The sequence below is a fragment of the Mesorhizobium sp. B2-4-3 genome (assembly GCF_006442815.1).
Classification (GTDB): Bacteria; Pseudomonadota; Alphaproteobacteria; order Rhizobiales; family Rhizobiaceae; genus Mesorhizobium.
In genome coordinates this window covers 18,619-33,750 of sequence record NZ_VFVL01000028.1, presented here as the reverse complement: position 1 = coordinate 33,750, position 15,132 = coordinate 18,619, and the positions used below count along the sequence as shown (strand labels likewise).

The 15,132-nt window shown below is 66.2% G+C and carries 14 protein-coding genes; 7 read left to right on the top strand and 7 right to left on the bottom strand.

Translation table 11 applies throughout. The annotated features are described in order from the left end of the window. Window positions 1-101: 101 nt before the first annotated feature. From FJ956_RS23050 to FJ956_RS23025, 6 genes are all read right to left on the bottom strand, one after another. Window positions 102-875: a glucose 1-dehydrogenase gene (locus tag FJ956_RS23050; RefSeq protein WP_140678214.1), complete on the bottom strand. Its 774-nt coding sequence runs from the start codon at window positions 873-875 to the stop codon at window positions 102-104. Window positions 876-880: 5 nt separating this feature from the next. Continuing rightward, complete coding sequence (locus tag FJ956_RS23045) at window positions 881-2,215, bottom strand: dihydroorotase family protein (protein WP_140678216.1); 1,335 nt, start codon at window positions 2,213-2,215, stop codon at window positions 881-883. Window positions 2,216-2,219: 4 nt separating this feature from the next. Continuing rightward, a complete protein-coding gene (locus FJ956_RS23040) occupies window positions 2,220-3,143 on the bottom strand; it encodes a polysaccharide deacetylase family protein (protein ID WP_140678218.1) in 924 nt (307 codons plus the stop codon). Window positions 3,144-3,239: 96 nt separating this feature from the next. Beyond that, entirely contained in the window at window positions 3,240-4,262 is a 1,023-nt protein-coding gene (locus tag FJ956_RS23035; RefSeq protein ID WP_140678220.1) for an NAD(P)-dependent oxidoreductase, read from the bottom strand. 30 nt (window positions 4,263-4,292) lie between these two features. Then, complete coding sequence (locus FJ956_RS23030) at window positions 4,293-5,051, bottom strand: SDR family oxidoreductase (RefSeq protein WP_140678222.1); 759 nt, start codon at window positions 5,049-5,051, stop codon at window positions 4,293-4,295. Further along, window positions 5,048-6,238, bottom strand: coding sequence for an MFS transporter (locus FJ956_RS23025; protein WP_140678224.1), 1,191 nt, complete (start codon window positions 6,236-6,238; stop codon window positions 5,048-5,050). The genes FJ956_RS23030 and FJ956_RS23025 overlap by 4 nt, the downstream gene beginning before the upstream one ends. 294 nt (window positions 6,239-6,532) lie before the next feature. On the opposite strand from FJ956_RS23025, the gene FJ956_RS23020 reads away from it, so the two are divergent. Genes FJ956_RS23020 through FJ956_RS22990 form a run of 7 tightly spaced genes read left to right on the top strand, consistent with a single transcriptional unit; the run spans window position 6,533 to window position 13,655 of the window. After that, complete coding sequence (locus FJ956_RS23020) at window positions 6,533-6,883, top strand: RidA family protein (protein ID WP_140678226.1); 351 nt, start codon at window positions 6,533-6,535, stop codon at window positions 6,881-6,883. Window positions 6,884-6,905: 22 nt separating this feature from the next. Beyond that, on the top strand, window positions 6,906-8,336 hold the full coding sequence (hydA, locus tag FJ956_RS23015) for a dihydropyrimidinase (protein WP_140678230.1): 1,431 nt from the start codon (window positions 6,906-6,908) through the stop codon (window positions 8,334-8,336). Next, window positions 8,321-9,235: a nitrilase-related carbon-nitrogen hydrolase gene (locus tag FJ956_RS23010; protein ID WP_140678234.1), complete on the top strand. Its 915-nt coding sequence runs from the start codon at window positions 8,321-8,323 to the stop codon at window positions 9,233-9,235. The genes hydA and FJ956_RS23010 overlap by 16 nt, the downstream gene beginning before the upstream one ends. A gap of 7 nt (window positions 9,236-9,242) precedes the next feature. Next, the gene (locus tag FJ956_RS23005) at window positions 9,243-10,562 is read left to right on the top strand and encodes a Coenzyme F420 hydrogenase/dehydrogenase, beta subunit C-terminal domain (RefSeq protein ID WP_140678236.1); all 1,320 of its coding nucleotides are present in this window, start codon (window positions 9,243-9,245) and stop codon (window positions 10,560-10,562) included. After that, entirely contained in the window at window positions 10,559-11,713 is a 1,155-nt protein-coding gene (locus tag FJ956_RS23000) for an FAD-binding oxidoreductase (RefSeq protein ID WP_140678238.1), read from the top strand. The genes FJ956_RS23005 and FJ956_RS23000 overlap by 4 nt, the downstream gene beginning before the upstream one ends. Further along, the gene (locus tag FJ956_RS22995) at window positions 11,710-12,993 is read left to right on the top strand and encodes a Zn-dependent hydrolase (RefSeq protein ID WP_140678240.1); all 1,284 of its coding nucleotides are present in this window, start codon (window positions 11,710-11,712) and stop codon (window positions 12,991-12,993) included. The genes FJ956_RS23000 and FJ956_RS22995 overlap by 4 nt, the downstream gene beginning before the upstream one ends. Continuing rightward, complete coding sequence (locus tag FJ956_RS22990) at window positions 12,990-13,655, top strand: isochorismatase family protein (RefSeq protein WP_140678242.1); 666 nt, start codon at window positions 12,990-12,992, stop codon at window positions 13,653-13,655. The genes FJ956_RS22995 and FJ956_RS22990 overlap by 4 nt, the downstream gene beginning before the upstream one ends. Here the strand turns inward: FJ956_RS22990 and FJ956_RS22985 are convergent. Continuing rightward, window positions 13,640-15,130, bottom strand: coding sequence for a D-aminoacylase (locus FJ956_RS22985; RefSeq protein WP_140678244.1), 1,491 nt, complete (start codon window positions 15,128-15,130; stop codon window positions 13,640-13,642). The genes FJ956_RS22990 and FJ956_RS22985 overlap by 16 nt on opposite strands. Window positions 15,131-15,132: the final 2 nt, after the last annotated feature.

Here is a 15,132-nt window from a genome sequence, read left to right as displayed (position 1 = left end):
CGGATCCCAGATATCGTCGACCCCCTCGCAGCATGGTCAACGGGTGGTTTCCGCAAAGGTTCCTGTCGCCGGATGCCGGGTCTTAGTCCGATTGGCGGCCGTCAGCCCGCCATCCAGCCGCCATCCACCATCAGGTTGATGCCGGTGACGTAGCTCGCCATGTCGCTGGCTAGGAACAGCGCCGTGCCCGCCACGTCGTTCGGATGCCCGAGCCGCGGCCAGGGCGTGCGGCGGCGCGAATAGTCGAGCGCGTCGGGGTCGTTGGCCACGCCCGGCTTGCCGGTGATGATCTTGCCGGGAGCAATCGCATTGCAGACGATCAGGTCGTCGGCGTGGTCGACGGCGATCTGCCGCGTCATTTGGACGACGCCGCCCTTGCTGACCGAATAGGGAAAATCGCCGGGGCAGGCGACCATGCCGTGCTGCGAAGAGATGTTGATGATGCGGCCGCGCACATCGCTGACCGGCGCCTGGGCAAGCATCTGCATGACCGCGCGTTTGTTGCAGTAGAAGAAGCCCGTCAAATTGACGCCGATGACGCGGTTCCATTGGTCCGGCGTGGTCTCGATCAGGTTGGTGCTGGTGTAGATCGCGGCATTGTTGACCATCACGTCGAGCCGCCCGAATTGCGCGACCGTCACGCCGACGAGCACATCGACGGCGCTCCAGTCCGAGATGTCGGTTTTCATGTAGACGGCATTGCCGCCGGCGGAGCGGATTAACTCAACTGTGCTTTTTCCGCCCTCGATCGGCTGCTCCACCATGTCTGCAACGACGATGTTGGCGCCTTCGGCGGCGAATTTCAGGGCGATCGCGCGACCGATGCCGGAGCCCGCTCCGGTGACGATGGCGGTTTTACCTGCGAGCAAGGTCATGGTCTTCAGCTCTCCCGGGTGACGATCTTTCCCTGCGCCTGGCCGATCAGCCTGCCCTCGCGCACGATCTCGCGACCGCGCAGGAGGACGTTGATCAGCCGCGCCTTGACGGTCCAGCCATCGAAGGGCGTATAGCCCGCCCGCGACACCTGATCGGCATTGGCGATGGTGCTGGACTGGCGCGGATCGAGGATCAGCAGATCGGCGTCGTATCCGGCGGCGACCTGCCCCTTGCTCCGGCCGAGGCCGAAGCGCTCGGCCGGAGTGCGGGCGCACATGCGCACCAGATCTGGCAGGGCGATGAGCCCTTCGTCGACCAGCTTCAGCATGGTGGGAAGCAGCGTCTGCAATCCCGGCATGCCGCCTGGAATGTCCGCGAAAGCTGCATAAGGCGCCGCCTTCTCGGTCGTTGCGTGCGGGGCGTGGTCGGTGGCGACGATGTCGATCAGTCCCGCGCTGAGAGCGGCGCGCAGCGCGTCGACATCGTGTGGCGAGCGCAAGGGCGGCGAGGCTTTCAGGCCGGCGCCTTGCGTTTCGTAATCCTGCGCCGTGAAGAACAGGTTCTGCGGCGTGGTCTCGACGCTGGCGTCGGCGATGCCGCGCAGCCGGCTCCAGGTCTCGACACCAAGTTCGGAATTGATCTGCCGGACGTGGATCCTTGCCTCTGTCGAGGCGGCGGTGACCAGCGCACGGGCGATGCCGTTGGCTTCCGCCAGTGGCGGTCGGCTGTCCAGGAAGGCGGCGATGCTGCCGGAGCGGTCGCGCGCGGCGCTGCCGGCCAGGATCGATTGGTCGCCCGGCGAGATGCCGATCAGCGCATCGGCGCCAGTGAACGCTTTCAGCGCTTCGGCAACCGTGTCGAGCAAGGCAAAAAGGAAGGCGTCCGGCACGTCGGCGGTGAACAGCTCGAACGACACCGGCGCGAGACGAAGGAGGCGAGGGACAAGCGACAGGTCTCGGCTGACCACGGCCTGCAGGCCGACATCGACATGGATGCGGCCCTTCGCAATCGCCATCTTGTCGGCAAGTTGCTCGGGCGTGGCCGTCCATGGCTCGTCGGTCGGCATGTCGAGCACCGTGGTGACGCCGCCGAGCGCCGCCGCATGGGTGCCGGAGGAAAAGTCTTCCTTGTGGGTCAGGCCGGGGTCGCGCAGATGCGCATGCGCATCGACAAGGCCCGGCAGCAGGAAGCAACCCGAGGCGTCGATGAGCGTGCTGGCTTCCGCGGCTTCGCCGGGCGCGATGAGTGCGGCGACCTTGCCCGCGGCGATGCCTATATCGCCCCGGCCGAGGCCATCGGCGTTCACCACCGTTCCACCGCGGATCAAGGTCTCGAACATGCCCTCAGCCGCGCTGCTCGAAGCGCGCATGGTTCGCGTGCCAGAAGCGGGCAATGTCCTCGCGGCGCATGAAGGCGGCGCCGTCGGATTTCTGGACATGCTCGATCACCTCGCGCAGGCCCGAGGCACGGTTGGGCTGGCCCGTCCAGCGGGCGTGGATGCCGATGGTCAGCATGCGGCCGCCGGTCTCGTCGGCTTCGGAGAGCATATAGTCGATGGCCGCGCGGCAGTCCTCGGCGAAGTCGCGCGGATTGCTGTAGCCCGGTGCCACCAGATAGCGGCTGTCGTTGAGCGTCTTGGAGTAGGGGACGACCAGGATCTCGGTGCCCCGGTGATCGAGGAAATAGGGCAGGTCATCATTGCAGGGATCGGAGTGGTAGAGGAAACCGCCTTCCTCGACCAGCAGGTCGCGCGTGTTGACGCTGGGCAGCGAGCGGCAGTTCCAGCCCAAAGGGCGCTTCCCGAGCAGTTTTTCGTAGAGCGCGATCGCCTCGTGCAGTTGGCGTTCTTCCTCGCCGCGCTCCATGGTCGTGTAGTCGATCCAGCGCAGGCCGTGGCCCATAAGGTCATGCCGGCGGTTCTTCATCCATTCGACCAAAGGCGGGTTGCGCTCCAGCGCCACGGCGCAGGCGGAAAAGGTGACTGGAATGTCGTAGCGGTCGAATAGCCTGGCCAGGCGCCAGACACCGGCGCGGCTGCCATATTCGAAATGCGTCTCGGTGCCGAGATCGCGCACCGGCATGCTGCCGCTAAGATTGTATTCGCCCCAATTGTCGTTGCGGCCATCTTCGAGCCACGAATATTCCGAGCCCTCCTCGTAGTTGAGCACGAGGTTGACGGCGAGCTTGACGCCGCCCGGCCAGGCGACGAAGGGCGGGTGCGGGCCGTAGCCGACGAAATCGCGCGGCTGCTGGAAATCGATCGGCATCTTGCGTTCTCCATCTCTTTGTTTCTACGCAATTCCGAACGGAAGGCTACGGCGAAGTCGCCGAGCCTAAACGCTCACACTTTTCCTGGAGTTGCTCTAGCTCTCGTTAGCGGCAATCCAGTCCATGTAGTCGTGGAACGCTTCCTTGCCGGGACGCGGCCGCCATGCGGTGTCGCGCAGGATGCGGGCGATGTCATAGGCGCCCCACATGCCGCTTTTCAGCCTCACATCCTGGACGATGTTGGCGTCGTCTCCAGGCGTCACCTCCGCCTTCAGGCCCGGCACGCGTTCCCTTGCCCAGCCGATGATCTCGCCGATGGTCTGGCTGGACCCGGAGCCGATATTGTAGTGGCGGTAATTGAGGCGGGGCGCATCGATCAGCGCCAGGATCGCGGCGGCCACGTCGGTCGAGGTGACGTAGTCGCCGACGGGCTCCAGGCTGTTCGGCCTGATCGTCTCGCCGGCCAAAGCCATATGCGCGACGCGGTTGGGAACATGGCGGAAGTTGCGGCTCTCGGTGGCGCGGTCCATCGGGCCATAGACGGAAGCGAGCCGCACCGAGGCCGCCGACAGGCCGAACAGGTCGGCATAGCGGTTGGTGACCATCTCGGAGGCGAATTTCGAGATGCCGTAGAGCGTCAGCGGCGCGACATAACCGTCTTCCGGCAACGGCTCGCCGCCCCAATCGGGTCCGTTGTGCCGATAGACGGAACCGGAACTGACATAGATGAAGCGGTTGAGGCCGGGTCTCGCGCGCGCCCAGTCCAGCATGCGCACGGTGCCCATGAGATTGACGTCGAAGATCCTGGCCGGGTCTTCGGCCTCCGGCTGGCGCTTTGCCTCCGAGGCGCTGCCGCGCGAGATCGGCGTGATCGTCGCGCCGTGGACGATTGCCGTGATGCCTTGCTTGTCAAGCGTCGCGGACCAGGCTTGCGGGTCGAGGATATCGGCGGAAATCACCGTCAGCCGGTCGCGCACCGGAGCGAAATGCTTTTCGGCCGCCGCGTCGAGGCCCGACCGATCGAGGATCACGGCGCGCGCTTGCGGATCGCGGTCCAGCCATGCGCGCGCGACCACGCTCATGACAAAGCCGGTGCCGCCGGTGACGAGGAGAGTCATGGGAACTCCTTCGGAAGTGAGGTTTCGGGCTCAGCGCGTCGCATAGCCGCCGTCCACAAGCATGTCGGATCCGGTGACGAAGGATGCGTCGGAGGAAAGCAGGAAGGCGGCTGCCGCGGCGATCTCGTCGGGCTCGGCGATGCGGCCGAGCAGATGGGCGGGACCAAGGCCGGCATTGGCGGCCTCGAAATCGGCAAACCTGCGCAGCAGGCGCGTCGTCGCCACCGCACCGGGCGACAGGCTGTTGACGCGGATTTTGTCGGGCGCGTGGTCCACGGCCATCGCCTTGGCGAGGTGGATCAGGCCGGCCTTGGCGGCGCAATAGGCGACGGCCCTGGTGGTGGCGACGCGCCCGAATTGCGAGCCGATGAAGACGATCGAGCCGCCGCCGCTCGCGGCGATCAGCGGCACGGCGAACTTGCTCATCAGGAAGGCGCCGGTCAGGCCGACATCGATCTCGTTCCGCCAGGCGCTTTCGTCGAGATCGACGACGGTGGCGCTGGTCGAGGGTGCGGCCGCGTTGTGCACCAATCCGTCGAGCCGGCCGAATTTCTGCTCGGCGAAGTCAACGGCTGATTTGGCGGACTCGATGTTCGTCACGTCGCACCGGCAAGCGGCCGCGGAAGACCCGAGCGCATCAACGAGCTTTGTCGCCGGCTCTATATCGTAATCGGCGCAGACGACCCTTGCGCCCTCGGCAACACAGCGGTGCGCTATCGCCGCGCCGATGCCGCTGGCGGCGCCGGTGATCAGGATGACTTTGCCTTCGAGACGCCTCATGTCTGTCATCCGGCCTGCTCCTCGATCGCCTGCATGGCCGCCAGCGTGACCGGACGGCGCAACAAATTGTAGCAGGCGGCCAAGGTCACCAGCACGGCGCCGCCGCCCAGAAGCAGGAACATGGCCGGCGCGCCCATATGCTCCATCAGGCCGGCCGAAATGCCCGGCGTCGCGACATTGCCGATCGAATAGAGCAGGAGCAGCGTGCCAGAGGCCCCGACCATGTGCCGGCTGTGCAATTGCGAGGCGCCGAACGCCATCGCCACGGGATAGACAGTGAGCGCCGTGCAACCATAGACGAAGAACAGCACGAAGAGCAGCGGCACCGAAAAATTGCCGAGCCAGGCGATCGTAGCGCAGAGCGTGACCGACAGGATGCCCTGGACAAGCAGTATCATCCGCCGTTCGAACCGGTCGGACAGCCAGCCGACGGGCGTCTGCGCCAGCATGCCGGCGATGCTGATGGTCGTGACCAGCCCGACGGTCGTTGCCGCCGACAGCCCGATCTGCGTGCCGTAGATCGGCGTCAGCACGAAGATGTTCATGTTGGTGATGCCGCCCTGGAAGATCGCCACGACCGTCACCGGCGCCAGCCGGAAAAGCGCCAGCGGGCCGAGGCGCTTGACCGGCCTTGCCGAACTTGCGTGCTCCGGATCGGTGGCAGGCAGTGCCGGCCAGCGCCCACCGGCGAATTTGGAGATCAGCGCCAGCAGCACCGTCGTCGCCGCCACCGGGAACAGATGCGGCGATTGCGGGCCGACCATCGCGACCAGAACCTGCCCGAGCAGCACGGCGGTTGCCGTTGTCAGCATATAGATCGAAAACATCGCGCCGCGATTGTGCTGCTCGGCATAGAGGTTGATCCAGCTTTCGCAGACGACGAACAGCGATGCCATCGCGAGGCCGCCGAGCAGGCGAAAGCAGATCCAGATCGGCAGGAAGTCGGTGAAGACGAAACCGGAAGCCGCCAGCAACGCGACGACGACAATGGCAACGAAGGTCCGCTCATGGCCGTATTGGGCGACGGCCGGGCGGGTCACCAGGCATCCGATGAGGAAGCCCACGGGATAGGCCGTCAAGACGATCTGCACGACCTGGGGAGAAATGCCGGGCTTGGCAAGATGCAGCGAGACGGCGGTGGTCAGCATGGCGCTGCCGATACAAGCGAGGCAGATGCCGACCATGATCGGCAGCATGGCGCGGGAGCGCTCTGCATTTTGCCAAAGCCTCATCGCGGATTGAGCGATCGACCTCATGAATGCGGCTGCGGCGGCTCCCTGGCGGCACCGTTGACCGACGGCAGCCCGAGCAGAAGCTACACTTTGTGGCGATTGCCACAAACGAAGATTGGCGCGGCTATGGCTCAAATTTTTTTGGCCATGCCGGCGAAGGAAAGCAGCGTCTCGGCGCGCTGTGGGCTTTACAGCGGTTTTGCACCCTCCTTACCATGGGCAAAAACCAAATCTGGGAAACCAGCGGAAGGGAACATCATGACGATCGAACGCCTGGAAAACGGACAGCGCTTCTGCCGGGTGCTCCGCTATAACGGCACCGTCTATGTGGCCGGGCTGACCGCGGACGATCTTTCGGGCGACACCACCAGCCAGACCAAGCAGATCCTTGCCAAGATCGACGCGCTTCTCGCCAAGGCCGGCAGCGACAAGTCGAAGCTGCTCAGCGCGCAGATATGGCTCAGGGACATCGCCGACTTCGAGATGATGAACACGGCCTGGGACGCTTGGATCGACAGGGGCGCCATGCCGGTGCGCGCAACGGTGGAAGCGCGGCTTGCCGGCGACCAGTATCGCGTCGAGATCATGGTGACGGCGGCCGTCGGCTGAGCCGGCCGGCGAGGGTACGCCAATGCATGAGCTGGTGATCAAGGGCGGGCGCGTGGCGCTCGACGGCGGCTGGGCCGAGCGCGACGTCGGTATCGACGATGGCCGCATCGCCGCCATCGGCAAGGCCCTTTCGGGCGAGAAGGCGATCGATGCCGGCGGCCGTTGGGTGATGCCCGGCGGCATCGACGCGCATTGCCATCTCGACCAGCCGGTCTGGGGTGGAGCCGGCAATGCCGACGATTTCTATTCCGGCACGATCTCCGCCGCTTTTGGCGGCACGACCTGCATAGTCCCGTTCGGCATGCCCGGGCAGGACATGACGACTGTCGGCGCCATGGACCGCGCGCTGGAGCGCGCGGCGGGACGCGCGGTGATCGACTACGGGCTGCATGCCGTGGTCACCATGGGCACCGGCGCGGATGTCGAGGCTCAGCTTGGCGCTCTCGCCCAGCGCGGCATCGCCTCGGTCAAGCTGTTCATGACCTATCAGGGTTTCGCCGTCGACGACGACCTCTTCTTCAAGGTTCTCGATACGGCGCGGCGGCTGGGTTGGATCGTCATGGTCCATGCCGAGAACGACGCCGCGATCCGGCGCACGCGCCAGCGGCTGATCGATCTCGGCCGCATCGATATCCGCTATCATGTGGTTGCCCACAGCGAGACGATGGAGCGCGAGGCGGCGCATCGCGCGCTGGCCTTCGCCGAGATGACCGGCGCGCGCATGACCATCGTGCATGTCTCGTCCTGGCAGTCGGCCGAGGAGGTGGCGCGGGCAAAGATGCGCGGCGTCGACGCTATCGCCGAGACCTGCCCGCAATATCTCTTTCTCGGCGCGGCCGATCTCGATCGCCCGGCAGTCGATGCGGCGCGCTTCGTCTTCTCGCCGCCGCCGCGCTCGCCGCGCAGCCATGAGCATCTGTGGCAAAAACTGATCAATGGCGGCATCGACCTGTGGTCGTCCGATCATTCGCCATATTATTTCGCCGACAAGATCGGCCGATCCGAGACACCCGGTTTCACCACGACGCTGAGCGGCATTCCCGGCATCGAAACGCGACTGCCGCTGCTGTTTTCGGAAGGGCTGCTCACCGGCCGCCTGACGCTCGAGCGCTATCTCGACCTCACCTCGCGGAATGCAGCCTCGATCTACGGCTTCGCCGATCGCAAGGGTCGCATTGCCGTCGGGCTCGACGCGGACCTGGCGTTGTGGGATCCGACGGCGCGCTGGACGCTCGGGCACAGGGCGCTGCATTCGCGCGTCGACTTCACGCCCTATGAGGGCAGGGTTGTCACCGGCCGGCCGACCACCGTCCTGGTGCGCGGCGTGCCGGTGGTCGCCGACGGCAAGCTGCAGGCCGAACCGGGCTTCGGGCGTTTTGTGGCACGCACCGCCGCCGATCCGGCGCTTTCAGGGAAACCAGTCGAGGATTGGACACCATGGCTCGATGCCTGACCATTGCCGTTTGCCAGACCGGACCGATCCAGCGCAGCGCCACGCGCGCCGAGACGGTCGGGCGCCTGGTGCATCTCCTGGAGAGAGCCGCTTCCGGCGGCGCCGAGATCGCGGTGTTTCCCGAAATGGCGCTCACCACCTTCTTCCCGCGCTGGCGCATCGACGACCAGGCCGAGATCGACGCCTTCTTCGAAGCCTCGATGCCGGGGCCGGAGACGCAGCGGCTCTACGATGCGGCGGCGCGGCTGAAGGTCGGCTTCGCGCTTGGCTATTGCGAGCTTGCGCAGGAAGAGGGCCGCACGCGTCACTTCAACACCATGGATCTGGTCGGGCCGGACGGTGCCTTCATCGGCCGTTATCGCAAGATGCATGTGCCGGGCTCGAGCGAGCCGGAGGCGGGCACGACCACGCATCTCGAACGACGCTATTTCGAGCCGGGCAATCTCGGCTTTCCGGTCTTCGACTGTCGCGGCGTGCGTGTTGGGCTTGCCATCTGCAACGACCGCCGCTGGCCGGAAACTTACCGCATGCTCTGCCTCAACGGCGCGGAGGTGGCGCTGCTCGGCTACAACACGCCGCTTTTGCTCGACGAAGCGCCGGCGCTGGCGCATCTGAGAATGTTCCATAACCATCTGCCGATGCAGGCCGGAGCCTACCAGAACACGCTCTGGGTCGCCGCCGCCGCCAAGGCAGGTCTGGAAGACGGGCAGGCGCTGATCGGCGGCTCCTGCATCATCGCGCCGACCGGCGAGATCGCGGCACAAGCGATGTCGCTCGACGACGAGGTCATTATGCACCGAGCCGATCTCGATCTGATCGAGGTCTGCCGGAAGGTGAATTTCAACTTCGCGCTCTATCGCCGCCCCGATCAATACAAGCGCATCTCGGAACCGGTCTGAGACCGCGATGGGCCTGATCGAAAGAAGCCAGAGCCAAGGGTCGATGTCGCCCTCGACCGATCCTCTGACGCTCGGCGAGATCGTCGAGAACGGCCTTTGCATCGGCTGCGGCCTTTGCCACTCTATCGCCGGTGCCGGCGACGTCGACATGGTGATGACGCCGCAAGGACGCGAGCGGCCGGTGGCGTTGCGGACATTGGACAAGCCGACACTGGCGAAGATCAACGCCGTCTGCCCGGGAACGCGCATCGCCGGTCCGCCGCCGGCGCAGATGAATGACGCCGCGTCGGCGGACACGGTCTGGGGATCGGTCGAACGGCTGGTGCTCGGCTTCGCCGGCGATCCCAGCGTGCGGTTCGTCGGTTCCGGCGGCGGGACGCTGACGGCGCTCGGCCAATTCCTGCTCAACTCGGGCCGGGTCAAGTTCGTGCTGCATGTCGCGGCTTCGCGTTCCATGCCGATGCGCACGGAACGCAAGCTGAGCTTCGACGCCGCCTCGGTGCTCGAAGGCGCCGGCTCGCGCTATGGGCCGGCGGCGACGCTGGTGGATTTCAACGCCATTCTCGACCGCGGCGAGCCGTTCGCGCTGATCGCCAAGCCCTGCGACATCACCGCCGTGCGCAATCTGGCGCGGCTCGATCCGCGCGTTGACGAGCATATGCGCTATGCGCTCGCCTTCGTCTGCGGCGGCGCCTCGGACCTGACCAAGTCGGAACAGGTGCTGCAGCGTTTTGGCCTCGGCGAGGAGGAGCTTGCTCTCTTCCGCTACCGGGGCCATGGCAATCCCGGACTCAACCGCATCGAAACTCGCGACGGCCGCGCCTTTGAGATCAGCTACCGGCAGCTCTGGGAGGACGAGGACAAATGGATGATCCAGCCGCGCTGCAAGATCTGCCCCGACGCGATCGGCCAGGTGGCGGATATCGCGGTATCGGATTCCTGGCTGAATGGCGGACCAGCCGTCGAGGATGAGCCGCTCAACGGTATCATCGTGCGCACCAAGCGCGGGCTGGAGCTGTTCGACGCAGCTGTCGAGGCCGGCGCGGTGCAGATCAAGCGGGAGAGCGGGATCGCCGAGATCAGCGAGTTGCAGTCGCATCAGGTGCGCAAACGCTGCGCGGTCTGGGCGCGGCTGAAGGGCATGGAGATCGCCGGCAAGCCGGTGCCTTTCGTCACCGGTCTCGCCTTGCGCGAATGCGCGTCACAGAATTCAGTGGCCGAGAATCTGGCCGAGGGACGTGGCGCCCGCGATCGAGCCCGGCGCGGCCGCCTGGGCGAGCCGCCTGCGGTGCAGCGCGAAACAGTTTCAAAGGATGGGCAACCATGAGCGAGCAGACCGAGGTGATCGTCATCGGCGGCGGCATGGCCGGCGCCGGTGCCGCCTTCGAGATTTCACGCACTTCGAAAGTCGTGCTGCTCGAGCGTGAGAGCCATTGCGGCTACCACACCACGGGACGTTCGGCCGCAAGCTTCACCGAGAACTACGGCAATGGCGTCATCCGCCGCATCGTGCTGGCAAGCCGGGCGTTTCTTACCGAGCCGCCGACAGGTTTTTGCGATTATCCGCTGCTCAGCAAGCGCGGCATGATCACCGTGGCGCGGGCCGACCAGCTCGACCTGCTGCGCGAGGATCTGGAGGCGGCGCAGGCGCTGGTGCCATCGATCGTGGCGATGACGCCGGCCGAAGCGATCACGCGCGTGCCGGTGCTTCGCGAGGACTATCTCGCCGGCGCCTACATCGAACCGCATTCGATGGATATCGACGTCAACGGCCTGCACCAGGGGTTCTTGCGCGGAGCGCGGGCGCGGGGCGCGCGCATCGTCACCAAGGCCGGCGTGAGAGGCATCGGGCGGCAGGGCGGACAGTGGCGGGTCGAGACGGAAGCGGGCACATTTCTTGCGCCGCTGATCGTCAATGCGGCCGGCGCCTGGGGCGACGAGATCGCGGCGATGGCCGGAGTGCGTCCGGTCGGCCTGCAGCCGAAGCGCCGCACCGCCTTCAACATTCCAGCGCCGGCCAGTCTCGACATTAGCGACTGGCCGCTGGTCAACGATATCGGCGCGGAGTTCTATTTCAAGCCGGATGCCGGGCAGCTCTTTGTCTCGCCGGCCGATGCGACATCATCGGAGCCGGTGGACGCCTTTGCCGAAGACATCGATGTGGCGATCGGCGCCGAGCGTCTCGAACGGGCGACGACGATCGAGGTGCAACGCGTTTCGCGCTCCTGGGCGGGTTTGAGGACGTTCGTCGCCGACGGCTCGCCGGTGGTCGGTCCGGACGACGAGTTTCCGGATTTCGTCTGGCTGGTCGGGCAGGGCGGCTACGGCATCAAGACCTCGCCGGCGCTGTCGCGTGTCTGCGCCAGCCTGATCGCCGACGACGGCCTGCCGGACGATGTCGCGAGGCAAGGCGTCTCGCTTGCGGAACTCACGCCGCATCGGCTGCGCGGTGCTCAGGCTCGGCTGGCCGCCTCATGAGCAGCGCCGCATTGACGGCCGGCGGCAGGCTGGCCGGGCGTCTCCTGGAGACACTCGCGCAAGCCACCACCGATGCGCCGGGGATCACGCGCGTCGCTTACGGGCCGGGCGAGCGCTTCGCCCACGATCTCGTGCGAGCGGAAGCGGAAAAGCTCGGCGCGGCCGCGCGCGTCGACGCGGCCGGCAATGTCTATCTGACGCTCAGCGGCCTTAACCCGGAGCTGTCGGCGATCGTCATCGGCTCGCATCTCGACAGTGTGGCGCATGGCGGCAATTTCGATGGCGCCGCCGGCGTCGTGGCGGGCCTGGCGGTGATGGCCGAACTGGTCGGGCAAGATATCCAGTTGTCGCGCGACCTCATCGTGCTGGCGACTCGCGCCGAGGAAGCGGTCTGGTTTCCGCTCTCCTATCCCGGCAGCCAGGCGGCGCTTGGCCTGCTGGAGCCGCAGGCGCTCGAAGCCAGGCGCTCCGATAGCGGCCGCACGCTGGCCGAGCATATGCGCGAGGAAGGTTTCGATCCCGACGCCGTGCGACGCGGGGTGCCGGGCATCGATGCCGGCCGGATCGCTGCCTTCGTCGAGGTGCATATCGAGCAGGGGCCGCGCCTAATTGCCGCCGGAGCGCCGGTCGGCATCGTCACTGGGATCGCCGGCGGTTTCCGCTATGTCGACGCGAAATGCCTTGGCGCCTATGCCCATTCCGGCGCCGAGCCGCGCTTTGCCCGCCATGACAGCGTGCTCGGCTTTGCCGATCTGGTTGCCTCGCTCGAAAACGAATGGGACGCGCTCGAACGCGATGGCCACGAGGCGACGATTACTTTTGGCCGCGTGCAGTCCGATCCGACACAGCATGGCGGCAGCCGGGTGCTGGGCGAGCTTGGCTTCACGCTGGATGTGCGTAGCGCCGAAGCTGTCGTCCTGGAGCGGATCGAGGCCAGGCTTCAGACCATCCTCGCCGAGGTTGCCCGCAAACGCGGGGTGACCTTCGAGCCTGGCCCGCGCTTCACCTGGGAGCCGGCGACCATGTCGTCGGCGCTGATGGCGAGGTTGGACCGCGCCGCCGCGGCGCTGCAGATGCGCGCGCCGCATGTGCCGAGCGGGGCGGGGCACGATGCAGCCACATTCGCCGGCGCCGGCATTCCGACCGCGATGCTCTTCGTGCGCAACGAGAACGGCAGCCATAACCCGCATGAAGCGATGGAGATCGCCGACCTCGATCAGGCGATCCGGCTGCTCTTGCGTTTCGTCACCGATTTCGACAACTCACCGGACCAGCCATGAACCTCGCCAAGACTGCCTTGCTCGTCATCGACCTGCAGAACGAATACCGCCTGAATGCGGCCTGGCCGGTCGTCGGCTATGACGCCGTGCTTGCCAATGCCGCCGCGCTGATCGAGGCCGCTCGGGCCGCGGGCGTGCCCGTCATTCATGCGCAGGCCTGGGTCAAGCCGGAAGAGCGTGAAGGCTATGCGCGGCAGGAAGAGATCCTCACCGAGGAATTCCGCTCGGCGATCGCGGGCAGCGACGGCGCCGCGATCTGCGCCGAGGTGGCGGCCCAACCCGGCGACATCGTCATCCACAAGCACTGGCCGAGCGCCTTTCGCCGCACCGAGCTTTCGCAACGGCTCGCCGCGCTCGGCACCGAAAATCTCATCGTCGCCGGCGTGCTGACCGACAGCTGCGTGACCGAAAGCGTGTTCGACGCGGTTTACCAGGGCTTTCGCGTGTGGCTGGTCAAGGAAGCCTGCGGCAGCATGACGGAGGCGATGCACCGCACCGGCATGCTCGACATGGCGAACCGGCTCTATGGCGGCGGTATATTGCATCTGCCCGAAGCCCTGAAGGTGTTCGCCGGCCAGTCCTTCGACGGGTGGCGCTGCACCCGGCCGGTGGAATTTACCTACACGCTGGAGAGCGTCGACCGGATTTACGAGGCGCTGTGATCGGCGCCGCAGCCGCACCCGCCTCTGACGACCATCTTTGAAGCCGAAGGCTTGAGCACCGCACCCGGCAGCGCTCCGGTCGCCCTGCCGCCGCGCCAGACCGATACGCCGTTGACGAAGACATGTTCGATGCCGGTGGCGGGTCGGCGCGGCTCCTCGAAGGTGGCGGCGTCGATGATCGTCTCGGCATCGAAGATGACGAGGTCAGCGAAATTGCCTTCCGCCAGAATGCCGCGCTCTTGGATGCCGAACTCACGCGCGGGCAGGCCGGTCATGCGGGACACGGCCTCCTCCAGGCTGAACAGACCGACATCGCGCGCGTAGTGCCCGAGCACGCGCGGAAAGGTGCCCCACAGCCGCGGATGCGGATGGATGTCGTGCGGCAGACCGTCGGAGCCGATCATCGTGCGCGGATGCGCGATGATGTTGCGGACGTCGTCCTCGTCGAGCTGGAAATAGACAGCACCCGCCGGCAGCAGACGCTCACCGGCCTCACGCTCGGTGCAGTTCCATTCGCGCGCTATGTCGGCCATCTCGCGCCTGGCCATCTCTGGATGCGGATCGGACCAGGTGACGAGGATCTTCAAGCCGGTGTCGCAGCGCTCCAGCCGAAGCACCGTCGAGCTCGCGGCATAGGGATAGACGTCCATGCCTATGTCCATCGTCTCGCGCGCCCGATCGATTCTTTCCAGCGAGGGCCGGCTCTTGCCGAAATTGGCGCGGCCGGTGCATTGGTGGTGTGAGATGAACAGCTTGCCGCCAGCATGATCGGCAATGTCGATCGCTTCCTCGATCGCCTCGTCCATCGCCTCGAAATAGTTGCGCGTATGAGTGACATAGGGACCGCCGAGGCCGGCCGCCGTGGCGGCTAAGGCCTTTACTTCGTCGGTCGATGAGTTGACGGCAGGCGGATAGTCGAGCCCGGTGCTGAGGCCGAAGGCGCCCTCGGCCATCGCCTCGGCGACCGCCTCCTGCATCGCCACCGTTTCCGCTTCATTGGCCGGACGGTCGGTCACCGGCATGCAACGCTGGCGCAAGGTGGTGTGGCCGACGAGCAGCGCAGCGTTGGTGGCGATGCCGCGGCGCTTCAGCTCCGCGACATAGTCGGCAAAGCGGTCGAAACGGAAGTTCTCGCGGCCGCCGACCAGCGTGAAGGGCGGAGGCGGCGTCCCGTCGAGCAGCAGCGGGGCCAGGCTGACGCCGCAATTGCCGGCGATCACCGTCGTCACGCCCTGGCTGATCTTCGGGTCCATGCCGCGCGGCGCCAGCAGTGCGCCGTCGTCATGGGTATGCACGTCGATGAAGCCTGGCGCCACCACCTTGCCTTTGGCATCGATTTCCTCGATGGCCCGCGCATCGTCCAGCCGGCCAATGGCGGCGATCCGGCCCATCGTGACGGCGATGTCTGCCTCGAAGCGGTCAGAACCGTCTCCGGAAATCAGCGTTGCGTGGCGGATGAGGAGATCATAGGGCATGG

What these genes read in the sequence shown, in the direction of transcription:
- FJ956_RS23050 (WP_140678214.1), bottom strand. Translation starts at nt 875, where the DNA reads ATGACCTTGCTCGCAGGTAAAACCGCCATCGTCACCGGAGCGGGCTCC.
- FJ956_RS23045 (WP_140678216.1), bottom strand. Translation starts at nt 2,215, where the DNA reads ATGTTCGAGACCTTGATCCGCGGTGGAACGGTGGTGAACGCCGATGGC.
- FJ956_RS23040 (WP_140678218.1), bottom strand. Translation starts at nt 3,143, where the DNA reads ATGCCGATCGATTTCCAGCAGCCGCGCGATTTCGTCGGCTACGGCCCG.
- FJ956_RS23035 (WP_140678220.1), bottom strand. Translation starts at nt 4,262, where the DNA reads ATGACTCTCCTCGTCACCGGCGGCACCGGCTTTGTCATGAGCGTGGTC.
- FJ956_RS23030 (WP_140678222.1), bottom strand. Translation starts at nt 5,051, where the DNA reads ATGACAGACATGAGGCGTCTCGAAGGCAAAGTCATCCTGATCACCGGC.
- FJ956_RS23025 (WP_140678224.1), bottom strand. Translation starts at nt 6,238, where the DNA reads ATGCTGCCGATCATGGTCGGCATCTGCCTCGCTTGTATCGGCAGCGCC.
- FJ956_RS23020 (WP_140678226.1), top strand. Translation starts at nt 6,533, where the DNA reads ATGACGATCGAACGCCTGGAAAACGGACAGCGCTTCTGCCGGGTGCTC.
- hydA (WP_140678230.1), top strand. Translation starts at nt 6,906, where the DNA reads ATGCATGAGCTGGTGATCAAGGGCGGGCGCGTGGCGCTCGACGGCGGC.
- FJ956_RS23010 (WP_140678234.1), top strand. Translation starts at nt 8,321, where the DNA reads ATGGCTCGATGCCTGACCATTGCCGTTTGCCAGACCGGACCGATCCAG.
- FJ956_RS23005 (WP_140678236.1), top strand. Translation starts at nt 9,243, where the DNA reads ATGGGCCTGATCGAAAGAAGCCAGAGCCAAGGGTCGATGTCGCCCTCG.
- FJ956_RS23000 (WP_140678238.1), top strand. Translation starts at nt 10,559, where the DNA reads ATGAGCGAGCAGACCGAGGTGATCGTCATCGGCGGCGGCATGGCCGGC.
- FJ956_RS22995 (WP_140678240.1), top strand. Translation starts at nt 11,710, where the DNA reads ATGAGCAGCGCCGCATTGACGGCCGGCGGCAGGCTGGCCGGGCGTCTC.
- FJ956_RS22990 (WP_140678242.1), top strand. Translation starts at nt 12,990, where the DNA reads ATGAACCTCGCCAAGACTGCCTTGCTCGTCATCGACCTGCAGAACGAA.
- FJ956_RS22985 (WP_140678244.1), bottom strand. Translation starts at nt 15,130, where the DNA reads ATGCCCTATGATCTCCTCATCCGCCACGCAACGCTGATTTCCGGAGAC.